Source organism: Candidatus Woesearchaeota archaeon, from assembly GCA_016187565.1.
In the GTDB taxonomy this organism is placed as follows: Archaea; Nanobdellota; Nanobdellia; order Woesearchaeales; family JACPJR01; genus JACPJR01.
The window spans coordinates 75,092-99,185 of sequence record JACPJR010000026.1 but is presented as its reverse complement, the minus strand read 5'-3'; the positions used below and the strand labels follow the sequence as shown (position 1 = coordinate 99,185).

Sequence of the window (24,094 nt, the reverse complement as noted above, 5' to 3'; positions counted from 1 at the left end):
AACATGAACTCCAGAGCATACCTCAACATAGTGGTGATGATAGTAGTAGCAACAAGCATACTCTTGGTGCTACCACAAGGGGTGGAAGGGACAGGTGATAGGCCGGATGAAGGGGAGACAAGAGGAGACGCAGGGATAGGAACAACCGTAAGTCCAGTAGTACACTCTGATAAAGCGTGTTCAGCTCCAACTGAGGGTTCAGACAGAGGTTGGTCTGGATGGTGTAATTTCATCTTTGGTGGGGTTGGCGTTCCTTCTGGACAACAATTTTTCCGAACCCCAGATCCAAGTTCAATCTACCTTGCTGAAAAACTCGGATGGACTGACTATGAAAAAGAACGGCGACTTCCTTATGATTTTGCAGATCCTTTTGTCTGGGAATTGTGGATGTGCCAGAAGTCTGATTTTGGTTTAGGAGTGCCTGAAGATGCAATGCTTCGTGTTGATTCCCAGGGATTTGGACGCTATGCAGTTTATCTTGCAGGAGAATGGTACTACCAAACAGGAGATGATACCTTTTCCTACAAACTCGACTGGTCTCTCGGAGATAGCATCTACTTTACTCTTTACTTGAAAAACAGAAACATCCCCAATACCTATGCAGTCATCAATAAGAGTGGAACCCTTCTCAGAAATCAGCAGGGAGCTGCAAGTGGATTCTTCCAGTTTTATCTGAATGAAACCTCGAGTAGTTATAGTGACAAAAATGTTGCTCAAGACCAGCCATACTGGACTGATCTCTGTGTCCGGTATATTGAAGATTACAATCCAGACTTGGCTGCAAGTTATACTGCGGAAGATATTGAAGATCCTGTCTGTGTTCCTCTGCTTAACCAGGATGAGTTTGTTGAAGGAATGTTAAGTTATAGTGCTCCACAAGGGGAAGCGCCAGATATTGGGCCGGGTGACGGTGGAGGTAGTGATGATGAGCGCACCATTCCTTAACACCTCTCGCCTTGGAGATCTTCTTGCCCTCAAAGAACTCAAGAAGAGTTTTGATGGAAAGCAGTTACTTGTTGGTCTTGCTCTTGATCTGGTGTATGTCATCCTCATTGCCTTGCTTTGGTATGGCTATCTCACGTATAGTGCAGGCATTCTCAATACAGAACCTGGACAGTTTGACGATCCTGCTCTCTTACTTACCTTTGTGCAAGGGATAGCCTATCGATTTGTCTTTATCACGCTCTTGACAATCCTTGCTACTCTCTTGCTCTCCTCCATTATCAAGGGATGGATCTATCGCTACTGTATGCAACAACGCTATACTGCACGTTTTTTCAGTGTGCTCTTTCTTATGAAGACCGGCTGGTTTCTTTTATGGGCAATGTTTCTGTTGCTCTTACTCACCATCCAACAGGAACAAGCCTTCTTCTGGACCATGGTGTACATCCTTCTCCCGCTTTACGTTTATGGTACGGTCATTCTCTCCACACTTCTTGATCCACAACAGATCAAAAAATCACTCGCTCAGAGTATGCACGTGCTCTTCAAGATCCATCGATTTATTATCCCTCTTATAATTATAAGCGTTGGTGGTGTACTGCTCTTCATTCTCATCTTTGCCTTGCAAGGACTGCCAGCAGGCGTATGGTATGGTTGTATTGCTCTTCTGTTCCTTGCCTATCTGGATTGGGCACGGCTGTTTTTCATCCAAGTCATCACCACAGTGGCATCGAGCAGAATAACAATCAAAACAAAGTCCATAAAACCAAAAGGTATAAAAGGAAGCTCTGGCTCTATATCTCAAAAAATAACCACAAAAGAGGCTAACGCATGAGTACAAAGGGTCAAATAACCTTGTTCTTGATAGTGGGTATTGTTCTCGTTATTGTGGTTGGTACCTTATTTACGCTCACGAAAGGAAAAACAACCACTGAAACCAAAAAGCAACAAGAACAGGCGCAAGAATCACTGGTTGTTGCGCCAACTGCCCAGGTCTATGTGGAATCTTGTCTGAGCAATGAAGCGAAGAATGCTCTTTTTTTCTCAGGATTTCAAGGAGGCTATATCTGGATTCCTCCTTCTATCCCAACCCTTGCAACCTTCTACGCCAACACCTCTTACTGGTTTTACCAGGGAAATGATATTTCACCCTCTACGACGCTCATCGCCCAGCAGATTGCCGACTATGTTGATCAATTCGCCCTTTCCTGTATTCTTGCCTTAGAAGACAACCTGCCGGGATACAACATTACAAATTATGGAACCTTGCAGAGCACGGTACAAATCCGTGAAGAAGATGTCCTTGTACAGACACAATTCCCCCTCACCATTGCTACGCCAGGAAATGAGCAGCAGATAGATGCATTTAATGTTCTTGTTCCAGTTCCTCTTGGCAAGGTCCTTACGGTCGGGCATGCTGTTGTTGATCTCTTTGCTGCAGATCCCACTATGATAGACTTAAGCGGTATTGCCGCACAACCCGTAGATGTAGCGGTGTATCATCTTGACACCTATGAGAAGGTAGTCACCATACGAGAGGACACCACGCAACTGAATGGTTATCCGTTACAATTTAGTTTTGCCGTCCAGATGCAGCCTGGCCTAGGAAACAGAGCGCCTATCATTACCATAGAACCATACCATGAAGCACCGCTTGGCTTAATTCTTCTGAACATCACTGCGGTTGATCCTGACCATGATCCCTTAACCTATGCAATTCTCGATGACCAAGCAACGATTAATGCTGAGGGAATGGTGAGCTTTACCCCTACTGAGTCCGGTCTTTACACACCTATTGTGACGGTTACCGATCCCTTGAATGCCTCAGACTTTATCATGCTTATGATTAATGTAACCGGTTGATAACGATGAAACAAATGATGATACCATTATGGATAACGTTACTTGTAGTGTTAGTGGTGTTCTCACCCCTCATCTCTGCAGAAACAGATGTCGGGGGGGGTGACTCTGACGATGGAAACCAACAATTTACTGGTGAAAATGTTGAAGATTTTAGTACCTGGTGTGAAACTAACCCAGAGAGTTGTCCGAAATGGTTAACAGCCAACTATAAAGGAGACTATGCAAAGACCTATTTTGAAAATAAACCCGAGGTCAGTGAGAGCAATAAGGATCTCTTTCAACGATATTTGGAAAGCAGTGATAGTGGTGAGACCTACACAGACAACACCCTCAATAATGCACACAACTACCTAACCTCATCAACCTTATTCCCAGATGGTATGACTGCTGAGAAAGATAAAACCATTGCCGAGAAATATTGTCAGAGTATCTATCAAGGAAAGACCTGTGAGTTTGACAGTGCAGCAATGATTACTGTCGTTAACGAGGGATATCCTGAGCAGGGGGACTCAATTAAGGTAACATTCGCTGATAAAGGAGGAAAAGTCACGGTTCCTGTAGCAGGCACGGATAGTGTATTTAGAGGTGAACCTGGAGCATCAATGACCTTAGAAGGTGATCAGTTTATTATTAATGGAGTTGGAACAGTTACCCGAGATGGGGTGACGTATCGTAGAGTAGAAGGAGAATCTGACCACCCTGCAGTCAGATTTGAATTCGTGGAAGGACATTTTTCATTAGCTCAAGGGAGCAACTGGAAAATCCAAGGTAAATTGTTTACTAACCGGGAAAGTGATTATATTATGGCACAGCCCGGGAAGAATGATGCCACGGTCACGTTTAATCCTGACGCGAATCTTATTGTCTCTACACTGGATGTTGAATTCACCTTTCTGACAGAGGTTAATGGAAAAAAATACGATGTGAAAGGAAAAGGAAACTACTTTGGAATTCGATTTAGTGACCGACAAGGACTTCAAGCGTTGACTGAAACAACCATTAAAGATGGTGATGCATATGCTACCGATGCTCTTTCAGGTACGGCTACGCGGTTTGAGAATGCCCCCGACCATGGGCTCCGGGTTCTCTTTGGCGTTGAAGAAGGTTCTGACGGAGAGAAGGCTTTGAACGGAGATGTAACTGCAATAGAGACTCTCAGAACGGATGAAAATACTCCAGTCGCAATTTTCACCGGCACTGAAACTGTGCTTCTGGGACAAGGAAAGGTAACGCAAAAGAAGGGTGAGAGCGATATCGCAGTAGAGGGAATGTATAAAGACCTCTACACCAGCATTGAAGGACAAAAGGTACAATTGGCAACAACAGAAGAGTTTGACTTTGAAGAGAATCATGTAGAGGATCTAGCTAGAGTCAATGTTGACAACCAGGAGCTATTCTACGAGTATGACAACAGAATACCTGATAAGCAACCTTTATGGGTAGGGACAACGCAAGATCCTGAAAAAAAACAACCAACATCAACAACACAGGTCTCCTTCTCCACAGAACCTCTTGACGCTCTTGGTAAGAATAAAGGAGGCGGTCAAATAGCCAGCATCAATGACCTAAATCAAATGAGAGTGAGTGTTGATCCCACTTCCACAACTCTGTTCAACGACGTAACCGCATGGGACAACGATAAAAATAAGTTAGTTACATTTCCAATTGATTTAGGTACCCTGAAACCAGATGGATGGTATGCGATTGACACTGCTGCAGGTACGAGTGGTGCTCCTGAGGCAGCAGCAGTAAGTGCTGATGCAACAAAGGACGAAGCAGAAGAAAGTGCTGAACCAGCTCCAGATGGAGAGACTGGCGCTGAAACCCGCAACTCTCCAGGAGAAGCAAGAAAAGAATGGACAAGGACAGAGAATGACATAATTACCATCAACTCTGGACTTCCCGATGCTGTTGGTCTTGATGATCTGTTTGGCGATTTGGAGTTTAATTCTCTGTACATCAAGCAGCCAGATGGAAAGTATTACGAGGTAAGAGTTAAAGAAGGTAAATATTATTACACAGATAGTGATAGTTACCCTACAGGTCCCTATGCAGCTATATGGGGTGGAGAAGAAATCTATAGCTTTGATAAACTTCCTGTGGACTATAATGAGGTACCAAAAGATCCACCAACCCAAGAGGAAAGAGATGACTGGAAACGACAAGCTCAAGAGAGGGCTGCATTAGATCATACTGCTGTAGATCCACCTCCTGATCCTACTGCAACAGCAGCTGCGGTAAGTGCTACTGATCCTGCTACACATTGTGCACATCCAGGACCACCTTGTGATTAAAATGATGCTTCTCCAGGACAAATCTTGAAGCAGGAATATGCTTATACGTCACTTTTTGATGAAAATAGCAAGATTTATATATTTGTGACGCATACCTGTGTTTATGGTGAACCTGAGGATAAGAACAGTTAAAGGTAAGACTTATTATTATCTCGAACACACCATCAGAGAAGGTAAGAGATTTAGGAACAAAAGAAAGTATCTTGGTTCTGAAGAGCCTAAGAATACAGCATTAATTAAAGAAAAATTCATGCACGAGCTATTCTTAGAGAAATTTAACGAAAATCTTGAGAGTATTCAGAAGAAATTTAGCGAGGATTTCTCTACCTATCCCCCTTCTGCGAGAGAACAGCACATTGAATCATTTATGATTAGATTTACGTATAACACCAACAGAATAGAGGGTAGTACACTGTCGTTGAAAGAAACGGCTGATTTGTTACAGCAACACATAACGCCCAGAAATAAGCCTCTAGAGGATGTGAAAGAAGCAGAAGCTCATAGGAAAGTTTTCTATGAAATGCTAGACTCTAAGAAAGATTTAAGTCTGTCTACGGTACTTTATTGGCACAAGCTACTTTTACAAGACACCAAGCCTGATATTGCAGGGGTAATAAGAAAGCATCAAGTAGCTATTGCTCGAAGCAAAGTAGAACTACCATTCCCAGCAGAGCTTGATATTTTGCTCCATGATTTTTGTAGCTGGTACCATAAAAATAAAAGTAAACTAAACCCCGTAGTCTTGGCTTCGTTGGTTCATTTGAAATTTGTAACTATCCATCCATTTAGCGATGGTAATGGAAGAATTTCAAGATTAATGATGAATTTTGTATTGCATAAGCACAGCTATCCGATGTTAAACATTGAGTATACAAACCGAAACAGTTATTATAACGCTCTCGAGAGAAGCCAGACGAAGAACAAAGACTATATTTTTGTACAATCTTTAGTAAAGAGATATTTGAAAATGTATTATAGATATGCCAAGTGACCACAAAATAAATTTCTCATGAAGACTGGACGTTTTGTGAGAGATAAACGTCTCAAAAGAAGCAAAGTTTAAATAGACAAACGAATTCTCGTGTATTAACTAAGTTGGGTGCTCGTACTATGGCTACCTTTACGGTATCAATACCTAAGGAATTGAAAGAAGAAATTGATAAATTCCCTGAAATTAACTTAGCTGAATATCTAAAAAAGAGATTCCAGCTTAGAATACATGAATTGCTAAAGTTTGAAGAATTGAAGAATAAAGGAGCGCTCTAACGTGGCATCGGTAACATTATCAATAAGCAGTGAATTTAAGGAAAAGCTAAAGCATTTCGAATGGGTTAATTGGAGCGAGATCGCTAAAGAAGAAACCAGAAAGAAGCTGATTTTTGAAAAGTACCTTCAAACCGGAGAAGTTTCTGATGACGACTGGACGTTTTGTGAGAGCATAGACTGGCATCCTGTTGACGAATTACCGCTCAAGGAAGCGTTTATCAAGAAACTTGCGAAGATTAAAAAAGAAAAGACTATTAAAATAGAGTCTGTTTCTGACATCTTCAAATGAGCTATACGATCGAAAGACGCAGTTAAAAACACATGTGAGGTTTATTGCCCGCCCTATACCTCTTCGTACTTATGTCCTCTGACGAGAACTTCAACATAAACTCTATTGCCTTGAATGGTGTAAAGAATTCGAAGTTTTCCTACTCTTATTCTATAATAATCCTTCAATTCGTATTGTAGTTTCTTGTTTCTTTCTGGACTCTCCTCAAGTTCCTGTAATTTGTAGAGAACCTGCTCTTCAAGTGGTTTATTCTTTAATTTTTTCACATCCTTTAAGAAAGAGTCGGTTAATATAACTTCATAACTCATTTTTTGAGAACATCCTTTAGCTTGTGTATTCTTCCAGCGTTGATATCTTCTTTGCTCCTTCTTATTGATTCTCGCACCTCAGGAGCATTCATAAGTTCTATTGATTCCACAATAACATCGAATTCTTCTTTCTTCCGTATCATTTCCTGAAAAATATCTTCATTTATCGTTATTGTCCTTGTCATATCTTTCACCAAGAAGTTGATGTTACTTCTCTATATAAACGTTTCGGACAGGCAATTCTGGTGTTCCATTTGCTATTCTGTTTACACATTTAAAAACAACCACTCATCAGAAAAGCAAAGTTTATATATAACTGATTATATACCTACTATTGGTGATGTATAATGAGCGCAACAACTATACAACTTGAGAAATCCGTTGTAGCATCATTAAAGGAAGTGAAAGAATATCCTCGACAGACCTATAATGAATTGATTAAGCAGATGATTCATACATGTAAGAATATAAAGAAAAGAAACCAATATGATGAGTTTCTCCATAAAACTCAGCAAGTTAAGATGAAAGAACTGTGGGACAACAAAGAAGATGAGGCATGGGAAAATGCCTAAGCCAGGCGATATTGTTCTCGCTCATGTCCAGTTTACTGATACGTTTGAGATTAAAAAAAGACCTGCCGTAGTGCTGTTCAGCGAATTTGATAATGTAGTGGTCGCTGGTATCACCAGCAATCTTGAAATGAAAGGCATACTGTTGACAAAAAAGGATGGAGCTCTCAAGGATAGTGTCATTAAATTAAACTACATCTTTACTGTTTCGACTGCTATGATTGAAAAAGTATTATTTTCTCTATCGAGTGAAAAGAAAAAGAACATTTTTGATGAGTTAGTTCAGCGACTGCATGGGTTGCGGTAAAAGAGGTTACCGAATAAGAATCTGTGGTTCAGTGCTTGTCGTGACCTCAACATTCGTTCCAGAAATCTGGTATTGATCGTACTTTGCCAGAACAAGCGCTGCTCGCTTGGTGTCAATGGCTTCTAATCCTGCAACAAGAATAGCAATATTTCCATTAGGATGCTCATAAAGCTGAATAGATCCCATTCCCTGACTGAAGCCCTTGGTACAGGGAACTGGATAATCCATTAGTTCTGCTGCAACGGTATTAATACAAGGTCCGCCAACCACAATCAGATTTTGGGCACTGACATTGGTTATTTCAGAGGCCAAACGAACAGCCTCTACATTAATGGCAGTGTTGCTGTATGCCTGTAAGCTCAACGCAACATAGGTAACACCTACCACATCTGCTGCATTGGCATAATCACCAACCACCAAAAGCCCATTGAAATGACCATCAGCAAAGAAAAGATCTGGATAATCATGAAGATCAGCCCCATCTACCTGAGGCATGAGGAAACTAGAGAAAAAGAGTGCAAGAACCATTGATAACAGACTATACAGCGAGCGAAGTTTCATGGTGATCAACGACAATTAAACGTAAACTATTCATCCCTACATATAAGAGGAATGTCAGGAACATGAAGATAAACAACAACAAGAAGGAAAAGAAAAAAAGAGAAAAAAGAGCGTTGCGCTCTTATCCAGTTACTGTTGGCTTGCCAACGGTTATGTCCGTCAAGCTGGTACCGGTAACTTCAACTTCGTCACCAGTAAGTTGGTCCTTATAGCTTGCATAGTCAGAGGCTACATTGGTTGCTCGTCTGGTGTCTGCTGCGCTATATCCTGCAACAAGCATAGCGACATAGTCACCGTTCTGGAAGAGCTTAATCTTCGCTTTTCCTTCAGTAAATCCAGATGCACAATCAGCTGGATTGTCGAGCAAGGTAGCAGCTGCTGGGTTGACACATGGTCCACCAACAACAATTGCATTCTGTGCCTTGACATTGGCTATCTCAGATGCTAATTTAACAGCACCAAGACCAATCTCTTGGACGTCATCAGTATTGACGCCGCTGGTTCCTGTTGAGGTTGTCGTATCTCCTGCAGTGACATAGACCAAACCCATTGCCTGTTGCTTCGGGAAGGTAATCTTCAAAGAGTTCTGACCACTGGTTGGCCTGTTCTCTTGGTAGATTGTTCCGTACTTGTCTGCTGCCTCATACAACGTTGAGTCACCAAGTTGGGCATAGCTGTAAATCTCTGAGCCCTGGGTTGGTGAGGTTGTGTTGTACTGCAGTTCGTTACTGGAAACATAGACATTACCAGATCTCCAGGTAACTCTGGTTGAACCATCGTCCATCTGGTTGCTGGTTACGGAAAACTTGTTTTCCGCAGTTGTGTTAAACGCAATACAGGCCCCATACTGGGTGTAAAGACCATCTGCCAAGTCGTCAGTTGCACCATAACAACTGTCTCCTGCAACATCACCATAGTCACCATCACCGTTCATATCAAACGAGGTAAGCGATGAGGTTGCTGTCGGAGAACTTGGTACGACAAAAGTGTAGGAATTACCATCAATAGTTACCGTACCGGTTGTTCCCGTGTAGGTTCCCACATAGGTAACGCCTGCATTGTTCTCATCGTCAAACTTTGCCTGGGTGTTACTGATGTCTATTCCCCTATACTGGAGGATGTGGCTGTACTCGTTCTTGGAAACAACAAGGTATTCCTCATCAGCAATGGGTTCTGTTTCGTTGAGAACCAAGTCTCTGACCGGAGAGGAATAATATCCAAGTACGACACCAGTTCCGTTGATGGAAAAGATTTCCGCATTGGCAGTTCCTCCCAACTTGTTGGTCCATTTCAACTTGTAGTAGTTGTCTGAACCACTTAAGGAGATTTCCTCGGTCTTGCCATAGTCCATGCCTTTGTAGTCAATATCAAAAGCACTGAGGAAGAAATTTCCGGATTCACCCTCTTCCTTTGTAGCAGCTGCATCCATGGTCGTTCCTGGTGTAATATAGAGTGTCGTTGAAGGCGTGTATTTGACACGGATTTCACTAATAGTAACGTCTGCACCTTCAGTTGTTCCTGCATCAGTTCCGGTGATGATATCAACACCAACAGCATCAACCGTGTTGGTACCAACTTCAAGGGACCCACCATAGTTGTTATTAGAGGTGTTGGCATCAGTGAGCTTTACTTTCTTAGCTCCAACCGTAAAGGTAACCTGATTACCAATCTCGGATGCATAACCATAGTAAATCATATTGGTTACACCCAACTCACTACCATCTTTTAAGAGGTAGGTTTCTCCTTCTTCAAGGTCTCCGGTTGATTCTCCATTAACCGTGAAGTAGGCCTTTGGTCCTGAAGCAACTGCATCAACTGTTACGGCATATTCAACGCCATTTACGGTAATGGTCTTGCTCGTTCCTTCTTTTTGGGTAAAGGTTCCTGCACCGCCCATCAAGGTAAGTGCTACATTGTTAGTAGTGCTGTGGTCGGTATCAGTTATCGTGTATTCCTTCCCCAAAAGGGTTATCTTCTTGTTCTCAAAGTTCTTGAGTTCTCCACTATTGGCAGTGGTGTGATCAGATTTCCAGGCAGGAGTAAAGGTTGCCTTGTACTCGTAACCAAGACTGCTTCCATCAACCTTGAGATAGGCCTGTGGTTTATCACTAACATCTGTCCATAGCTCCCACATGACTCTGGTAGAATTCGGCAGGTTAATAACCTGGGAAACGCTTGCGGTGTTCAGTGCAGAACCGGTATTGGCATCAGCCAAAGCCTTGATATCTGTTTTGGTCACTGAGGTTTTTACCGAACTTAACGTTTCGTTAAATTCAACATAATCAGTACTTTCTTTAATCTGGGCAGCATCACCTTGTACAACCGTAGTACTGCCAGCTCCAGTATCGACCGGAGTCTTCTTGACTGATGCAGCCTGCATTGCAATGGCAATGTTGGTCACACCAACCACGTCTTCTGCTGCTGCATTATCACCAACAACTAAAACAGCATCAAACACACCATCCTTGATGAATAGTGGGTTCGGATAGTTGCTTAAATCAGCAGCCATTGCTCCGAGCACCGTTGCACCTAGCATGGTTGCTCCTGCTCCTAAGGCTGCAATTTTCCTAATCGCCTTTTTTACCCTCATTCGCTACACCTCCATGTGTATTTTTTTGGGTACTTTAATCGTTTTCAGTACGGTCTTCCTCGGCAAGACAGCACTCTACCTCGCCGAAGCGCCTATTGTTGAACTGTTTTGGTAAAGTATATCCATCCTCCTTTATAAAGTTTTCGCAATGGATTGTTTCCCTGGTAAGGGTAGATGGGGTTTCAAATCCTGTAAGATAAGAATTTTGGCTTTCCAACCTTTTGTACCTCCCCGATAGAAACAGTTATTTTTCGTTTTCTCTATTCTTTCCCTAACCTTGCTTATCGAGAAGAAGAGCTGGCAAGAGAAAGCAAAAGAATGCGGGGAGCAGGATTCGAACCTGCGAAGGCACTAAGCCAACAGGTGTCTTCATTTCATTGCCCTAAGGCTCATCACACCTTGAAATGCCTAAGCCTGTCCCGTCTGACCCAGGTAAGTTGCTTACCGTGTTTGGCCACTCCGGCATCCCCGCGTTACGCTCAGTGCAGGCGTAGTTATATTTATACCTTTGCCATAATGTTTAAATAGTTCCCCCATTAATAATAGTTTATGAAAATCATCTCTCAAGGGGCTGAGGCAGTTCTCTTACAAGAAAAGGATGCCATTGTCAAGGAGCGAAGACCCAAGCAATACCGTCTTCCTGAACTGGATGATGTCTTAAGAAAACAACGGACACGGAGAGAGGCAAAGGTCATGGAAACATTAACACTGCTCAAGATCCCCTGTCCTCGTTTACTGGCCATCGATGATAAAGGGAGGTGTGTCACCATGGAAAATATTAAGGGAAGTACCTTAAGCGATGTCCTTGAGTCCGCTCCGTATATGCAGCTCTTCACAACCATCGGAAAGTACGTTGGACTCATGCATGCCAACCATATCATCCATGGAGATCTTACCACCTCAAATATTATGCTTACCCCAGAAAAGGAGATTGTGTTTGTTGATTTTGGATTAAGCTTTTTTTCAACCAAAAGAGAGGATAAAGCTGTAGACCTCCATCTCTTACAACAGGCATTGGCAAGTAAACATTATACTATTGCAGATGCATGCTGGTCTGCATTTTGTAAAGGCTATAGCTCATCGCCTGACCACAAGGCGATCTTACAACGATTAGCACACGTTCAACAACGGGGAAGGAATAAAGCAAAACATTAGGTCACTACATCAGTGCAGAGAATGAGGTACAACTATGTGGATCATGAAGATCAAGCTCCGGCATAACTGTATGATGGGGAACAAATGCAGGGCGTTTCACGTTGAACTGCTCGCTGTTCCCCTTGATTATTATACCGAAGGGAACAACGTCCTGTATTCACGAATGGCAACCCTCTTTGGTAATGACCAGCAGATCAAGAATTTCATGGAAGCTCTCAAACATGACCCTGATGTCGTGAAGTTCGATCAGCAGGGAAATACCTTAGTGCTGACGAGCAAAAAGCCAGTCAGGGAACGGATACCTTCATCCCTATTAGGAAGGAATGTTTTTCTTACCAAACCGGTGTATCATGATCCAGAAGGCTATGAATATTATGAAGTGGGATCAACCGTCAAAAACCATCTCATGACGTGGATTCAAGAGGTAAAAACCGAAATTCATGACCTAGAGATCTTTAAGATCCTGAAAATCGAGCAGGTAAAGTGCAAGGACATCTACTTTCCGGTGTTTTTGCCCAAGCTGACTGATCCACAAAAGCGGGCATTAAATCTTGCTATTGTACGGGGCTATTATAATTATCCGCGAAAGGTTGAACTCAGACAGCTCGCGGGTGAGGCTAAATGCTCGCTTTCAACCTTCCGTGAACATCTGCGGAGAGCAGAAAAGAAAGTCATGCCCGATCTCTTACGAACCTTAATCCACGAAAACCAACCAAAACCTTAATAATACATGAGATCTCTCCGGTATAAACATGACTTTTCGCACTGAAAAGGATTCTCTTGGAGAACTTTCTGTTCCAGCTGATGCTTACTTTGGTATCCACACGCAACGTTCTCTCCAGAATTTTCCCATTAGTGGCAAACCGTGGCATCCAAAGCTGATCTCGGCTATTGTCCAACTGAAGTTAGCATGCGCCCAGGCAAACCATGAGCTTGGTCTCTTGAGTGCTGAGAAAACAACAGCCATGGTGCAGGCATGCCATGAGATCAACGAAGGAAAATTTGCCGACCAATTCCCTGTAGATATTTTTCAGGCAGGTTCAGGGACAAGCACGAATATGAATGTCAATGAAGTTATTGCTAATCGTGCCAATGAACTCAGGGGAAGTAACAAAGGCCTGAAAAGTCCCGTGCATCCTCATGATGATGTCAATAAAGGCCAATCGACGAATAATGTTATTCCTTCAGCTATACGAATAACCGCCCTTGATTTGGTTAATGACTTACTCGATGGCTTAACACAACTCAAAAAAGAACTGGAGAAAAAAGCATCTGCTTTTGTACGGGTAGGTAAGGCAGGACGAACCCACCTCCAGGATGCTGTTCCCATTACCTTAGGTCAGGAATTTACCGCCTATGCTACTGCCATACAAAAACACATCGAACGACTGAAACAGACCAAAACCTTTCTCTGCGAATTAGGAATTGGAGGAAATGCCGTTGGTACAGGGATTAACACCTATCCTGAATTTCGCGCTACGATTATTCGCTATCTCAATGCATCACCAGAACAGAGTAAACAGAAGGTAACCGAAGAATATAAAGTAACCAGTGATGGTATTGAAAGCACGCAGTTCTTAACTGATCTTGCTGCGCTCTCTGGCTTACTGAATAACCTTGCCATTGATCTCAACAAAATAGCCAATGATTTACGCTTAATGGCTTCTGGTCCGACAACTGGATTTAATGAAATCACCCTTCCTGCGGTTGAACCAGGATCCTCAATAATGCCGGGAAAGATCAACCCAAGCATCCCTGAAGCGATGAATATGGTCTGCTACAGAGTGATGGGAAATAATGTAACCATAACCATGGCAGCAACTGCAGGAAACCTTGAGCTTAACACCCATATGCCCTTAATCGGCAATACCCTTCTTGAATCACTTGAAATCCTTACCAATGCAGTTCGCATATTTACGAACAAATGCATTATCGGAATTACCGTTAATAAAGAACAGTGTGCATGGTACTTCGAGCATTCTCTCGCAGTAGGTACGGCCTTTAATCCCTACCTTGGGTATGACCTTGTTGCTGCATTGGTCAAAGAAGCTCGTCGTACAGGAATCCCACTGAAAGACTTGGTTGTTGAGAAAAACCTCTTGAACAAAGAGAAAGTAGCAGCCATCCTTGATCCAGAGAGCTTAACCCGGCCAAATCTGCCAAAAGATCTCCCACAAAAGGATAGAGAAAACCACAAGAGCTAGGATTAACCGTACCAGATATCATCAGTTTTCGGATTATTTATCGCAAGTTTTATTAAGGCAGTCTTTCCTCTGACAAGCATTATGGCACTCCAAACAAAAAAAGATCAGGAAAAAGGCACCCAGAAAAAGAGCTGGCTTCGCTGGCTGTTTGTCCTTCTGATTATCGGTGCTGTCCTTATCGTGAGCATGCTCATCGCTGGAGTCATTGCGTTTCTTTTTGCAGGAGACTCCTCGAGTTATGGAGGAAGCGGCAATGTTGCCGTCATTCCGATTACAGGAATCATTCTAACTGAACGTAGCTCCGGGTTCTTTAGCGATGATGTTACTTCCTCAACAGACATCGTGGCTTTTATTGAACAAGCTGAAAACGATCCTACGATTAAGGCAATTCTTTTCGAAATCAACTCTCCTGGAGGTTCGGCAGTTGCGAGTGATGAGATTGGCACAGCAATAAAAAAAACAACCAAGCCAACCGTTGCCTGGATTCGTGAGGTAGGTGCATCTGGTGGATACTGGGTTGCCTCAACAACCGATGTTATTGTGGCAAATCGCATGTCCATTACCGGAAGTATAGGCGTTGTTGCTTCGTATCTTGAATTCTCGGGATTCTTGAGACGTTATAACATCACCTATCAAGAGATGACTGGCGGGACATACAAAGAACTGGGTTCACCCATGAAAAGCCTTAGTGATTCAGAACGTGCATTGCTCCAACAAAAAATTGACCGTATCCATGCGTATTTTATTCAGGAAGTAGCAGACAACCGTAATCTTGATAAAGCCACCGTAAAGGAGATAGCTACTGGAGAGTTCTTTTTAGGTGTTGAGGCCAAAGACCTTGGGTTAGTCGATGTCTTGGGTGGCCAGGATGAAGTCTTCGCTATTCTCGAAGAATCGATCGAGGAAACTCCCCAACTCGTCCGCTATGAGAAAAAGCGTACGCTCTTTGATGTCCTTGGTGAGGTCTTTTCGCAACAGTCATTTTATATAGGTCAGGGCATTGGAACAACATTAGTCAATCAGGCAACTCGTTCTCCCCAAGTACAAATAACAACCTAGCGATCCAATGGCTTTGCAACCCTCCAGAGAAGATTGAACTGTTTTCGGTAAGCATCAGCCAAATCCTTGTTCTCAATCATAATAGCGTAATTTGGTGTACCCATTATAATAATAGTAAGCTTATGTTGGTAAACCATCATGGGAGTGGCATGGAAGTACGCTGCAGGAACCCAACGGTAGGTTGTTTGTCTACCGGTAACAAAGGTTCTGTCTCCTTCCTTCACGAGTACTCGTTCAGTACAGTTGAGTTTTCGTAATCGGTTGATGTGCTGGTCAAGAGCAATAGGATCTTCGTTAAAGAATTTGCGTTCATCAACACCCGAAATAAGGATTTCGCCTGGTTTCTTCGTTAAGGTCTTAATGATGTCACGATAAACTGTTCTAATGACCTCTCTTCCCTTAATAAGCTCGACAAAGGTATCCTCACGAGGGAGATGAGTTAAGGCAATTAATTCAGGAAGAAAGGATTGAATCTTCTGTTCTTTTTGGTGAAACATATCCATAATCTTCTCAGGGTGGATCCCTTGAAAGTGCTTTTTATTCTGCTGCACCACAAAACTAACAAACCCTTTCTCAAGTAATCGGTCAAGCGCATCATACACGGCTTGGCGATGTAACCCTGATCGCTCGGCAATAGTATTCACAGAAACAGAACCTGTTTGCAACAAAGTGAGGTAGACGGTTATCTCATTGTTGGTCAACCCAAGTTCCTTGAGAATCTCGGTGTTCATCTACCGGATAAACCTCTGGGAGTATTTAAATTTTCTTATTTTCGTAAAAACTTTTACTACAAAGGTTAAAATAGTAGACGTGATCTCCCAGAGAAGTAGTAAAATAACCGTTGGAAAAAATGAGAGAAGAAACGTTTTGGATGTGATGAAACATGAACTATCGAAGGATGTTAATGGGCATAGGCGTTATCGGTATGAGTATTGCTGGCTGTGCAAGCAAAAGTGAAACAAATAGTGAAAAGAGCGAAGAGAAAAAGACGACTATTATGAATCAGCAACGCGAAGATTTTGAACAAAGAGCGTTTGTTTTAAAAAGCGGTTATAATCCAGATACTCTCTTTATTTACGGTGGTGAGGGCGGAGGATCATCAGATGATGCATCATACATTGCAGTACTTACTTGGAACATAAATGAACCCTTTTTTAGACATAACCACCTCATTAGACCCGGTGATCAAGCATACGAACACCATAATCAACAATTTAAAGCATACAGAGAAAAAAACCAACGAAACGATTGGTTGGTAGCTGGACTAGAAGAACGGATAATACGCATTCAAGAAGGTGATTCTACAGCAAGTATCCCAGATACCATAACTGTTTTTGCGTGCAGTACTCTCTCTGACTCTTTGGGCTATGCTCTATATATTACCAAGGGATTCGGACGTTATGAACCACCCCGTCATCACAAGGTAATTAGACCTGGAGATCAAGAATACGATGCGTACAATAATCAACTACAGTCTCTACGGCCAAAAAGAGATCCAAAAGATTATAACCTTAGTGGGTGGAAACATTTCTAAGGAAGGACGGTTGGAATACTTATTGAGGCAAGATTAGGGGTTGTGAGGAAAAAATAGATTCTTTTCTCGGTAGGTGGTATCTTTTTATTTTGTCAAAATAATCATTTATGATAATAATGGTTTAATAAAAAGATAGAACCCTACTTTTCATTATCACATAATATCTAATTTTGCTAATTTTAGATTAACGAAAAGCTTAAATACTTCTTTTTGCTTCAAAGGTACATGCAGGCAATACCGTTTCTTCAGGAGCTTGAAAAGATATCTAATCCCGTCATCACGCTTAATGAGATTATTAGGATCACCGGGAAAAGCAGAGAATATGCACGCATCTATGTTCATAGGCTCATCAAAAGAAATCTTATTCAGGAGGTTGAAAAGGGAAAATACACAAAGGTAAATGATACCCTTGCGATTGCCACCAACCTTATTTTTCCTTCCTATCTCTCATTCATCAGTGCCTATTCTTTCTATGGCTTCACCACCCAAATCCCCATTGTCGTAAAGGTAGTTTGCCTAACTTCGAAAAAAACGCTCCGGCTCGACAATATGGACATTACCTTTATCAAATTTAAAAAACGCCATCTTTTTGGATATCGAAGAGAGCAACAGAGCAATCATTATCTTTTTATCGCGGAACCTGAAAAAGCAATCATCGATTCCCTGTATTTGCCACGACATTGCCCGATAAGCGAAAGTTTTGAGGCGCTGAAAAACAACGAGTTAGCTATTGACAAGCTTATCAGATATGCACTCCTTATGGATTCAAAAGTAACCATTAAAAGACTTGGATATCTCCTAGAATTACAAGGAATTGATGTGTACGACCAACTCAAAGGGAGATTAAACAGTAGATATGATCTGCTGAATCCCTTTGCTCCTAAAACTGCGAAACGCTCATCAAAATGGAGACTTCTCACAAACGAGGTGTTTGCAAATGATACTCAAAGGTGAGCTACAGGAATATGCGAGGATGCTCGGATACAATCTTGGCCAAGCAGAGATGGATTATCTTCAACACGTATTTCTTCTCTTCTTATCAAGGAATACTGCCAACAGCCTTATTTTTAAGGGGGGTACTGCGTTACAGAAAGTGTATAGTCTAAACCGGTTCAGTGTCGATCTCGATTTTACCCAAGCCCATGAAACCAACACTCATCAGATAATGGAGAAAGTAAGTAAGAACATTACTGAATTCGGATATAAAAATACGGTGCAAGAGATAAAAACCATTGGAAAGACCTTTAAGATAAACATACAAGGTCCGCTTTATACGACCAACCCATCAAGTATCTATCATCTCAGAGTCGAAATCAGTACCCGTGAAGACGTTCTTTTGAAACCAAATCTCAAACAAATAATCCCCCTGTATAGGGATCTCACCCCTTACACGCTCCTTGTTATGCATGAACATGAGATTTTAGCTGAGAAAGTAAGAGCTATTATGACAAGAAATAAGTCCAGAGATGTTTTTGATTTCTTCTTTCTCATAAAAAAAGGAGCAACTTTTGACGTGCAATCAACGAACATAAAACTTGCCTACTATCAAGAGACTTTCGAAGAACAGAGGTTTATCAAAAAGGTCAAAGAGAAAGAAGCTGGATGGGATAAAGAATTGAAAAACTATCTTCAAAGAGTACCAGATTTCCGAGAGGTTTCAACGGAGATTATTAAACACGTCCAAACCTTTAAATAAACGGTTCTTTTTCACTCTACTATGATTGGATCAAACAGCATTGAGAACATCGAACACTGGCGTCAGGCAGGGAAGATTGCAGCAGATGTCAGAGAATACGCCAAAACTATAGTCAAGCCCGGAGTTAAGGTTCTTGATGTTGCCGAAATTCTTGAGGCAAAGATCAGGGAATTAGGAGGAGAACCTGCGTTTCCGGTAAACATCAGTCTTAATCATGTTGCTGCGCATGACACGGCCGCTCCCCAAGATACAAGAGTCTTTCGCAATGAAGTGGTAAAGGTTGACGTTGGAGTCCATATTAAAGGATGTATCGGAGATACGGCCTGTACCATTGATCTTTCAGGAAAGTATACTGATCTCGTCAGAGCAGCAGAAGAAGCTTTAACAGCTGCAATCAAAACCCTTGCTCTTGGCACACCTATTGGCGCTATCGGAAAGAGCATTCAGGATACCATTACTGCTCGTGGCTTTGCACCCGTGCGAAATCTCTCAGGCCATGGCATTAGTGTCTATGACGTCCATACCGAACCAGGCATTCCGAATTATGATACCGGTGAAAAACGAGCTATTACAAAAGGAATGATTTTTGCTATTGAACCCTTTGCCACAACTGGTGCAGGAAAAATACAAAATAGTAGTAATCCTCTGATATTTTCACAAATTGCTACCAGACCAGTCCGTGATAACACGACACGACAGATCCTTGCAAAAATAAAAGAGTATCATATGCTTCCCTTTGCCTCTCGCTGGCTAACAAAAGATTTCTCTCCTTTCCAGGTTCAATTTGCCTTGCGCCAGCTTGTGCTATCAGGTATACTGCGAGACTACCCTCCACTTCCTGAAGTGGCAAAAGGCATCGTCAGTCAAGCAGAACACACGATTATCGTAACCGATAAAATAGAAATAACAACGCAATAGTTCTCAAGGATGAGGAGAAAGGTTTAAATATTACCATGTATTACAATGGCATACGATGGAAGTTGTCACTGTAAAATTTCAGGAAGAAGTACTCAAAAAAATAGACGAAACGATAGGAGAACATAATTTTAATTCTCGGACAGAATTTTTCAGAGAAGCAGTGAGAGACAAACTGGCTGAACTTGACAAGGAAGTATTAGTGAAGGAATTTCTGAAATTTAAGGGCAAGGCTGATAAAAAGACGACGTATGAACAAAACCTAAAAACCAAAAAGGAAGTAAGTAAGGAACTAATGGTAGAACTCGAGAAAAGGTTTAAGTAATATCCTGTGGCTTCATTGTCTTTACTATATCTGATAGGTTTTTATGAAAATGTTTGTCCTGTGAAATAAGGAGAGCACTATGATTCCTTGCTTGGATTGCATTAAGACAGTCGACAAAAGGTATATTCCTCAATTGAGCTAGCCTCTTTGCTTCAAGATACTCTTCTTTTGTGATTTCAATTTTTAGAAGGACATTATTCATAAAAAGAAACCCAAGCATATCATAAATATCCTTTTCAGGATAATCTTTTTTTAGTTCCCAAATTAATGATTTTGAGAATAGTATAATATCTCTCTTTTGGAGTATCTTTATGAAAAGATTTGCTGCATATTTTCCAAGTGGATTACCCGCTTTACTTGTTCTGTCCTCGTAGAAATCTCTCCAAAGCGAAGTATCAAGCCAGTACCGTTTTGTCATTCCACAATGCTGATAACGGGAGTTTATATGAATTGCTGACCAGAAAGCGTTTTTTTTACGTACATACCAGAAATCTTCTTGTTTACCTTATCACTTCAACCATTGGAGAAAAAAAGATTTAAATACAAGTTATCCATTCATAGCCTTTAAACACCATCAAAAGAAAGAAAAGAAATTGGATATTAACTGATGGCAAAATCATTATAAGTATGGCGAGAAAAGAGGCGGGCACATGAAATCTCTACAACTTGTTGTGAAGAATTTTCCTAAACATCTTCTTCTGTTGTTCTGTTGTGCAATCACGCTGTTTGTTCTTTTACCCGTAACCGATGCCGTGTGTACGGACACTGACACCTTCTGGTTTTCTGGAGCAGTAATGAACAGTACTTATCAAACTGCTCAAGGAGTTAATGTGAGTGTGATTCAAGCAAGTCAAGGAACACCGATCCCCGAGAACCCAAAATGGGCATTAACCGATGCAACAGGAAGGTTCAACATTACAAGTATTAATGGCAGCTGTAGTCTTTTATTTCAGGTCAGCGCTCGTCTCTATCACCCTGATAATAGAACAGGTCTCGAAGTAGGACCTACCTTACCGATACTGCCGAAAGAAGCTATCCAACAAGAGATGGAGAATGGAACAATCTATCTCCAGCCTGCGGCAACATTACAGCTCAATGCCATCAACAATTCGGGGAATAATCTCAGCTTTAATTATTTTATCCTCGAAAAAACCTTTGGCATGTTTGTCAGTGAAAAAATTACAACCTTGACGAATGCAACAAACATCCTCGTGCCAAGAAATCGAAATTATACGGTTGTTTTTTTCCGCAGCCCAGATGCTGTTGGTAATTGTGATATTGATCCAACCGCTTGTATTCCTCCTCTGACGTATTCATTAACGAATATTTCTAGTTATGAGGGAACAAATTATACTCTTCCCATTACCCAGAATATGACCTATGCTTCAAATTATCTTACTGGTTTTATTACCGTGCAAGGAGGCAGGAATGACATTAATGTAACGAGTATTACTGCAAAGCTATCTGTTTCCGGCATGGTTCCACCAAACGCTGAGGTAAGTCTTGGTACACCAAACATCACGAATGGCATAAACATCTCGAACTTTACCACAAACTACAGCCTGCAACTTATGGGAAACCCAACAACCGGCATTACGTATATGCTTGAATTCTTTGGAAGCAATGGGACAGGATCAAGTGCAACATATTATGCAGCATTCCAGAACATAACCATAACGCAAGACACTCAATTTAATCTTACATTGAAACCGCTGGCAGGAACCTATACCCAGACCTCGGATCTCAACGCCACACAAACAACTATCCGTCTTATTGATGAAGAAAATAGTTCAGTAACTGATATCCATCTTGAAGCACAGGTTGCCATGAGTAGTGGTACCTTTACCTATATGTACGAGTCAGTAACCCAAGGTAATCTTACCGTGCCATTCCTCAACGAGAGCAATGTGACCCTCGAGATTTACAGCAGTAATTTTGCACCACTAAAGAAAGTAATCAACCTCACCCAAAATCCCATCACCATACAACTCAAGCAGTTCAACCCAGAGGGAGTAAATAGTAGCGGAAGTTCTGAAGGAAAGTTCAGTAATTTTACCTTCAAGCTTATCAAAAACGAGGCAAACTGTAATGGTATCCAGCCGAACGCTAGTTGTGATGTTGCTTCGTTCGGTACTGAGTTTAATCCTTTCAAAGCCATGATGGGCGGAAAGGTCAATGGAAGACTACAAATTACCGATGGACCAATGGTCATGTTTGTCGGGATGGATTTACTTGCCTCAGGCCCCCCCGATGCTGCACTGAACGACCAGGCAGAGAGTGATCTCACCAATCAGTCAGGCGGAAGTTTCCAACAGATCTGGAAGGTTGCGAGTTTTGCTCCTGATATTTATGACGCTATTCTTATTGGCATTCCCTTAAACACAAGTCTGGTTATACCGTCATCAGGAATAAACGCCACCCTTACGTACCTTTATGACAGTAACTGGAATATCATCTGGAATGCAAGTGCTGATCCAAACCTGAGCAATATTCCTACAGAATATGCCGATTACAATACCTCTTGGTTCAATGCAAGCAGAGGCGGGATGAGTTGCTCGTTGAGCTGTACAGCAACAACAAGCGACTTCACGTGTTGTGTTGCATTAACAAGCAACAATTTTAGTGGAGATTATGTTTGGTTAAAATTACCGCACTTCTCAGGTCCTGGTGCATCTATCAATGGTAATGCAGATAATACCCCACCAACAACCGCTCCAGCCTTACTGAGCGTAAATGATTCTGATGCTGACGGCAATATTGAACTTACCTGGCAGAATGACACCAACGAAAGTAATGAACAGTACCTTATTTTACGGTACACAACGACTATTAATGCAAGTACCGCAGCATCAGCAACACTCGTAAAAACCATTACCAATGAAACTACCACGAGTTATGAAGACAATACCAGCGTGCATGCAACAAATTACTGGTACGCTTTAGTAACGAAAGATACTGCAGGAAATTACAATCTCTCGGTGGTAAGCAACAGCCTCAATGCAACCACCGATGATACCTTTAAACCAATGTCTCCTACCGGACTAAGCATTGTAGATTCAGGAAGTGGCGTTGCAGAACTCGCCTGGACAGCAGTAACAAGAGATGTTAATAATAACACCGATGCAACAGGCATAATCTACCAAATCTGGAGGAATACCACGGCAAACTTCAGCAAGGCTCTTGCCAATGAAACATTAGCATATCTGACAAATACCACTGCAAGATCCTACAATGACAATAGTGTATCGGTCAATACAACCTACTACTACATTGTCACTGCTGTTGACGATGCTGGAAATAAAAATCTCAGTATTGGCCCAACCAATAATGGAAGTGTGAGCATTGCTACCTATTGTGGCGATGGTACGTGTCAGTCAGGTGAATCAAGCAGTAGCTGTAGTGCTGATTGTGGTTCAGGCAACCAAGATACAGGCGGTGGTGGTGGAGGAGGAGGAAATACCCAACAAAATACTACAACCTCAGGAACAACAACACTGAATACTTCTGGAGAAAAAAAATGGGATAGTGTTACTGCTGAACAGCTCGCAATATGGACGATAAAAGATGTTGATATTGAAGTAACTCAGCTCGAGTTTACCTTGCTTGAAAACAAAACAAATGTGAGCGTTAAGATCGCAAAGCTCAGCTCTGCACCAACTACCTTACTTCCTTCTGAAAGGGTGGTCTACCAATACGTCGAAGTGACTCCCTCGAATATAGAAGAAGGACAGCTTACCAATGCAAAGATTCGCTTTAAAGTAAACCTTTCATGGCTGAGTGAAAAAAACATTCTTGAAAATGACGTCTTGCTTCTTCGATACGCAAATGATGTATGGAACGAACTGCCAACAAACAAAACAGGTTCAGATACGAGTTATGTGTATTATGAGGCAGAAACTCCAGGGTTTAGTTATTTCGCAATTAGTGGAAAGGAACAGCCAAAGAATGAGTCAGAACTCCAACAAGAACAACAAGGAGACCAAGGAGAAAATAATTCACAGGAGGAGATTCTGCTCACTCCTGAAACAACAGAGGATGAGAAAGCACTGCCACGAGTCAACTGGATTCTGTGGGTAATTCTCACTGCGATTATTGTCATTCTCGCTATTGGTATTTATTTCTATCGACAACAAAATTTACATAAAACAGCAAAGCGATTGGAAGCAGAAAGCAAGGATAAAGAGGAAGAGGAAAAAGAGTAAAAGCTTTATCCAAAA

The 24,094-nt window shown here is 41.8% G+C and carries 25 protein-coding genes and 1 tRNA gene; 19 read left to right on the top strand and 7 right to left on the bottom strand.

Features of this window, described 5'->3' with window-relative positions; translation table 11 throughout:
- Nucleotides 1-3 precede the first annotated feature (3 nt).
- From HYW21_07225 to HYW21_07195, 7 genes are all read left to right on the top strand, one after another.
- Nucleotides 4-945 carry a hypothetical protein gene (locus tag HYW21_07225; protein MBI2549113.1) on the top strand — a complete coding sequence of 314 codons (942 nt, stop codon included), beginning with the start codon at nucleotides 4-6 and terminating at the stop codon, nucleotides 943-945.
- Complete coding sequence (locus HYW21_07220) at nucleotides 923-1,777, top strand: hypothetical protein (protein ID MBI2549112.1); 855 nt, start codon at nucleotides 923-925, stop codon at nucleotides 1,775-1,777. Before HYW21_07225 ends, HYW21_07220 begins: the two co-directional genes overlap by 23 nt.
- Nucleotides 1,774-2,805: a hypothetical protein gene (locus HYW21_07215; GenBank protein ID MBI2549111.1), complete on the top strand. Its 1,032-nt coding sequence runs from the start codon at nucleotides 1,774-1,776 to the stop codon at nucleotides 2,803-2,805. The genes HYW21_07220 and HYW21_07215 overlap by 4 nt, the downstream gene beginning before the upstream one ends.
- Before the next feature lie 5 nt (nucleotides 2,806-2,810).
- Complete coding sequence (locus HYW21_07210) at nucleotides 2,811-5,099, top strand: hypothetical protein (GenBank protein ID MBI2549110.1); 2,289 nt, start codon at nucleotides 2,811-2,813, stop codon at nucleotides 5,097-5,099.
- Nucleotides 5,100-5,202: 103 nt separating this feature from the next.
- Nucleotides 5,203-6,090, top strand: a complete 888-nt coding sequence (locus tag HYW21_07205; GenBank protein ID MBI2549109.1) for a Fic family protein — start codon at nucleotides 5,203-5,205, stop codon at nucleotides 6,088-6,090.
- A 119-nt stretch (nucleotides 6,091-6,209) separates the two neighbouring features.
- Nucleotides 6,210-6,365, top strand: a complete 156-nt coding sequence (locus HYW21_07200) for a hypothetical protein (GenBank protein MBI2549108.1) — start codon at nucleotides 6,210-6,212, stop codon at nucleotides 6,363-6,365.
- Nucleotide 6,366: 1 nt separating this feature from the next.
- Nucleotides 6,367-6,654, top strand: a complete 288-nt coding sequence (locus tag HYW21_07195) for a hypothetical protein (protein ID MBI2549107.1) — start codon at nucleotides 6,367-6,369, stop codon at nucleotides 6,652-6,654.
- Nucleotides 6,655-6,707: 53 nt separating this feature from the next.
- Here the strand turns inward: HYW21_07195 and HYW21_07190 are convergent, their stop codons facing one another.
- Complete coding sequence (locus HYW21_07190) at nucleotides 6,708-6,962, bottom strand: type II toxin-antitoxin system RelE/ParE family toxin (protein MBI2549106.1); 255 nt, start codon at nucleotides 6,960-6,962, stop codon at nucleotides 6,708-6,710.
- On the bottom strand, nucleotides 6,959-7,156 hold the full coding sequence (locus tag HYW21_07185) for a hypothetical protein (GenBank protein ID MBI2549105.1): 198 nt from the start codon (nucleotides 7,154-7,156) through the stop codon (nucleotides 6,959-6,961). Before HYW21_07185 ends, HYW21_07190 begins: the two co-directional genes overlap by 4 nt.
- A gap of 153 nt (nucleotides 7,157-7,309) precedes the next feature.
- Here HYW21_07185 and HYW21_07180 point away from each other — a divergent pair, with 153 nt between their 5' ends.
- The gene (locus HYW21_07180) at nucleotides 7,310-7,534 is read left to right on the top strand and encodes a hypothetical protein (GenBank protein MBI2549104.1); all 225 of its coding nucleotides are present in this window, start codon (nucleotides 7,310-7,312) and stop codon (nucleotides 7,532-7,534) included.
- The gene (locus HYW21_07175; protein MBI2549103.1) at nucleotides 7,527-7,838 is read left to right on the top strand and encodes a type II toxin-antitoxin system PemK/MazF family toxin; all 312 of its coding nucleotides are present in this window, start codon (nucleotides 7,527-7,529) and stop codon (nucleotides 7,836-7,838) included. The genes HYW21_07180 and HYW21_07175 overlap by 8 nt, the downstream gene beginning before the upstream one ends.
- A 6-nt stretch (nucleotides 7,839-7,844) precedes the next feature.
- Here HYW21_07175 and HYW21_07170 read toward each other — a convergent pair whose 3' ends face one another.
- The 3 genes from HYW21_07170 to HYW21_07160 all read right to left on the bottom strand — a co-directional run bounded on the left by HYW21_07170 (nucleotide 7,845) and on the right by HYW21_07160 (nucleotide 11,461).
- Nucleotides 7,845-8,399 (bottom strand): S-layer protein, encoded by a 555-nt coding sequence (locus tag HYW21_07170; protein MBI2549102.1) that lies wholly within the window; start codon nucleotides 8,397-8,399, stop codon nucleotides 7,845-7,847.
- A 121-nt stretch (nucleotides 8,400-8,520) separates the two neighbouring features.
- The gene (locus HYW21_07165) at nucleotides 8,521-10,989 is read right to left on the bottom strand and encodes a hypothetical protein (protein ID MBI2549101.1); all 2,469 of its coding nucleotides are present in this window, start codon (nucleotides 10,987-10,989) and stop codon (nucleotides 8,521-8,523) included.
- 319 nt (nucleotides 10,990-11,308) lie between these two features.
- A tRNA-Leu gene (locus HYW21_07160) sits at nucleotides 11,309-11,461 on the bottom strand.
- Nucleotides 11,462-11,538: 77 nt separating this feature from the next.
- Between HYW21_07160 and HYW21_07155 the strand changes: the two genes are divergently transcribed.
- The 4 genes from HYW21_07155 (at nucleotide 11,539) to sppA (ending at nucleotide 15,407) form a co-directional block, all read left to right on the top strand.
- Entirely contained in the window at nucleotides 11,539-12,144 is a 606-nt protein-coding gene (locus HYW21_07155; GenBank protein ID MBI2549100.1) for a Kae1-associated serine/threonine protein kinase, read from the top strand.
- 34 nt (nucleotides 12,145-12,178) lie between these two features.
- On the top strand, nucleotides 12,179-12,868 hold the full coding sequence (locus HYW21_07150) for a helix-turn-helix domain-containing protein (protein MBI2549099.1): 690 nt from the start codon (nucleotides 12,179-12,181) through the stop codon (nucleotides 12,866-12,868).
- Between the two features lie 28 nt (nucleotides 12,869-12,896).
- A complete protein-coding gene (locus HYW21_07145) occupies nucleotides 12,897-14,348 on the top strand; it encodes an aspartate ammonia-lyase (GenBank protein MBI2549098.1) in 1,452 nt (483 codons plus the stop codon).
- Nucleotides 14,349-14,429: 81 nt separating this feature from the next.
- Nucleotides 14,430-15,407 carry a signal peptide peptidase SppA gene (sppA, locus tag HYW21_07140; GenBank protein ID MBI2549097.1) on the top strand — a complete coding sequence of 326 codons (978 nt, stop codon included), beginning with the start codon at nucleotides 14,430-14,432 and terminating at the stop codon, nucleotides 15,405-15,407.
- On the opposite strand, the gene HYW21_07135 is transcribed toward sppA, so the two are convergent.
- Nucleotides 15,404-16,138, bottom strand: a complete 735-nt coding sequence (locus tag HYW21_07135) for a MarR family transcriptional regulator (GenBank protein ID MBI2549096.1) — start codon at nucleotides 16,136-16,138, stop codon at nucleotides 15,404-15,406. The genes sppA and HYW21_07135 overlap by 4 nt on opposite strands.
- A gap of 152 nt (nucleotides 16,139-16,290) precedes the next feature.
- Between HYW21_07135 and HYW21_07130 the strand changes: the two genes are divergently transcribed.
- The 5 genes from HYW21_07130 (at nucleotide 16,291) to HYW21_07110 (ending at nucleotide 19,877) form a co-directional block, all read left to right on the top strand.
- Nucleotides 16,291-16,941, top strand: coding sequence for a hypothetical protein (locus tag HYW21_07130; protein MBI2549095.1), 651 nt, complete (start codon nucleotides 16,291-16,293; stop codon nucleotides 16,939-16,941).
- Between the two features lie 225 nt (nucleotides 16,942-17,166).
- The gene (locus HYW21_07125) at nucleotides 17,167-17,895 is read left to right on the top strand and encodes a hypothetical protein (protein MBI2549094.1); all 729 of its coding nucleotides are present in this window, start codon (nucleotides 17,167-17,169) and stop codon (nucleotides 17,893-17,895) included.
- Entirely contained in the window at nucleotides 17,879-18,637 is a 759-nt protein-coding gene (locus tag HYW21_07120; protein MBI2549093.1) for a nucleotidyl transferase AbiEii/AbiGii toxin family protein, read from the top strand. The genes HYW21_07125 and HYW21_07120 overlap by 17 nt, the downstream gene beginning before the upstream one ends.
- A 21-nt stretch (nucleotides 18,638-18,658) precedes the next feature.
- Nucleotides 18,659-19,555: a type II methionyl aminopeptidase gene (locus tag HYW21_07115; GenBank protein MBI2549092.1), complete on the top strand. Its 897-nt coding sequence runs from the start codon at nucleotides 18,659-18,661 to the stop codon at nucleotides 19,553-19,555.
- Between the two features lie 55 nt (nucleotides 19,556-19,610).
- Nucleotides 19,611-19,877 (top strand): ribbon-helix-helix protein, CopG family, encoded by a 267-nt coding sequence (locus HYW21_07110; GenBank protein ID MBI2549091.1) that lies wholly within the window; start codon nucleotides 19,611-19,613, stop codon nucleotides 19,875-19,877.
- On the opposite strand, the gene HYW21_07105 is transcribed toward HYW21_07110, so the two are convergent.
- Nucleotides 19,870-20,295 carry a hypothetical protein gene (locus HYW21_07105; GenBank protein MBI2549090.1) on the bottom strand — a complete coding sequence of 142 codons (426 nt, stop codon included), beginning with the start codon at nucleotides 20,293-20,295 and terminating at the stop codon, nucleotides 19,870-19,872. The genes HYW21_07110 and HYW21_07105 overlap by 8 nt on opposite strands.
- Nucleotides 20,296-20,527: 232 nt before the next feature.
- Here HYW21_07105 and HYW21_07100 point away from each other — a divergent pair, with 232 nt between their 5' ends.
- Nucleotides 20,528-24,079, top strand: coding sequence for a PGF-pre-PGF domain-containing protein (locus HYW21_07100; protein MBI2549089.1), 3,552 nt, complete (start codon nucleotides 20,528-20,530; stop codon nucleotides 24,077-24,079).
- The last annotated feature ends 15 nt before the right edge of the window (nucleotides 24,080-24,094 follow it).

Excerpts from the sequence above, each read along its gene's own strand:
- HYW21_07150 (MBI2549099.1), top strand. The coding sequence starts at position 12,179 with ATGTGGATCATGAAGATCAAGCTCCGGCATAACTGTATGATGGGGAAC.
- HYW21_07145 (MBI2549098.1), top strand. The coding sequence starts at position 12,897 with ATGACTTTTCGCACTGAAAAGGATTCTCTTGGAGAACTTTCTGTTCCA.
- HYW21_07135 (MBI2549096.1), bottom strand. The coding sequence starts at position 16,138 with ATGAACACCGAGATTCTCAAGGAACTTGGGTTGACCAACAATGAGATA.
- HYW21_07180 (MBI2549104.1), top strand. The coding sequence starts at position 7,310 with ATGAGCGCAACAACTATACAACTTGAGAAATCCGTTGTAGCATCATTA.
- HYW21_07115 (MBI2549092.1), top strand. The coding sequence starts at position 18,659 with ATGATTGGATCAAACAGCATTGAGAACATCGAACACTGGCGTCAGGCA.
- HYW21_07215 (MBI2549111.1), top strand. The coding sequence starts at position 1,774 with ATGAGTACAAAGGGTCAAATAACCTTGTTCTTGATAGTGGGTATTGTT.
- HYW21_07125 (MBI2549094.1), top strand. The coding sequence starts at position 17,167 with ATGCAGGCAATACCGTTTCTTCAGGAGCTTGAAAAGATATCTAATCCC.
- HYW21_07210 (MBI2549110.1), top strand. The coding sequence starts at position 2,811 with ATGAAACAAATGATGATACCATTATGGATAACGTTACTTGTAGTGTTA.
- HYW21_07120 (MBI2549093.1), top strand. The coding sequence starts at position 17,879 with ATGATACTCAAAGGTGAGCTACAGGAATATGCGAGGATGCTCGGATAC.
- HYW21_07225 (MBI2549113.1), top strand. The coding sequence starts at position 4 with ATGAACTCCAGAGCATACCTCAACATAGTGGTGATGATAGTAGTAGCA.
- HYW21_07220 (MBI2549112.1), top strand. The coding sequence starts at position 923 with ATGATGAGCGCACCATTCCTTAACACCTCTCGCCTTGGAGATCTTCTT.
- HYW21_07165 (MBI2549101.1), bottom strand. The coding sequence starts at position 10,989 with ATGAGGGTAAAAAAGGCGATTAGGAAAATTGCAGCCTTAGGAGCAGGA.
- HYW21_07130 (MBI2549095.1), top strand. The coding sequence starts at position 16,291 with ATGAACTATCGAAGGATGTTAATGGGCATAGGCGTTATCGGTATGAGT.
- HYW21_07190 (MBI2549106.1), bottom strand. The coding sequence starts at position 6,962 with ATGAGTTATGAAGTTATATTAACCGACTCTTTCTTAAAGGATGTGAAA.
- HYW21_07205 (MBI2549109.1), top strand. The coding sequence starts at position 5,203 with ATGGTGAACCTGAGGATAAGAACAGTTAAAGGTAAGACTTATTATTAT.
- HYW21_07110 (MBI2549091.1), top strand. The coding sequence starts at position 19,611 with ATGGAAGTTGTCACTGTAAAATTTCAGGAAGAAGTACTCAAAAAAATA.
- HYW21_07155 (MBI2549100.1), top strand. The coding sequence starts at position 11,539 with ATGAAAATCATCTCTCAAGGGGCTGAGGCAGTTCTCTTACAAGAAAAG.
- HYW21_07100 (MBI2549089.1), top strand. The coding sequence starts at position 20,528 with ATGAAATCTCTACAACTTGTTGTGAAGAATTTTCCTAAACATCTTCTT.
- HYW21_07200 (MBI2549108.1), top strand. The coding sequence starts at position 6,210 with ATGGCTACCTTTACGGTATCAATACCTAAGGAATTGAAAGAAGAAATT.
- HYW21_07175 (MBI2549103.1), top strand. The coding sequence starts at position 7,527 with ATGCCTAAGCCAGGCGATATTGTTCTCGCTCATGTCCAGTTTACTGAT.
- sppA (MBI2549097.1), top strand. The coding sequence starts at position 14,430 with ATGGCACTCCAAACAAAAAAAGATCAGGAAAAAGGCACCCAGAAAAAG.
- HYW21_07105 (MBI2549090.1), bottom strand. The coding sequence starts at position 20,295 with ATGACAAAACGGTACTGGCTTGATACTTCGCTTTGGAGAGATTTCTAC.
- HYW21_07170 (MBI2549102.1), bottom strand. The coding sequence starts at position 8,399 with ATGAAACTTCGCTCGCTGTATAGTCTGTTATCAATGGTTCTTGCACTC.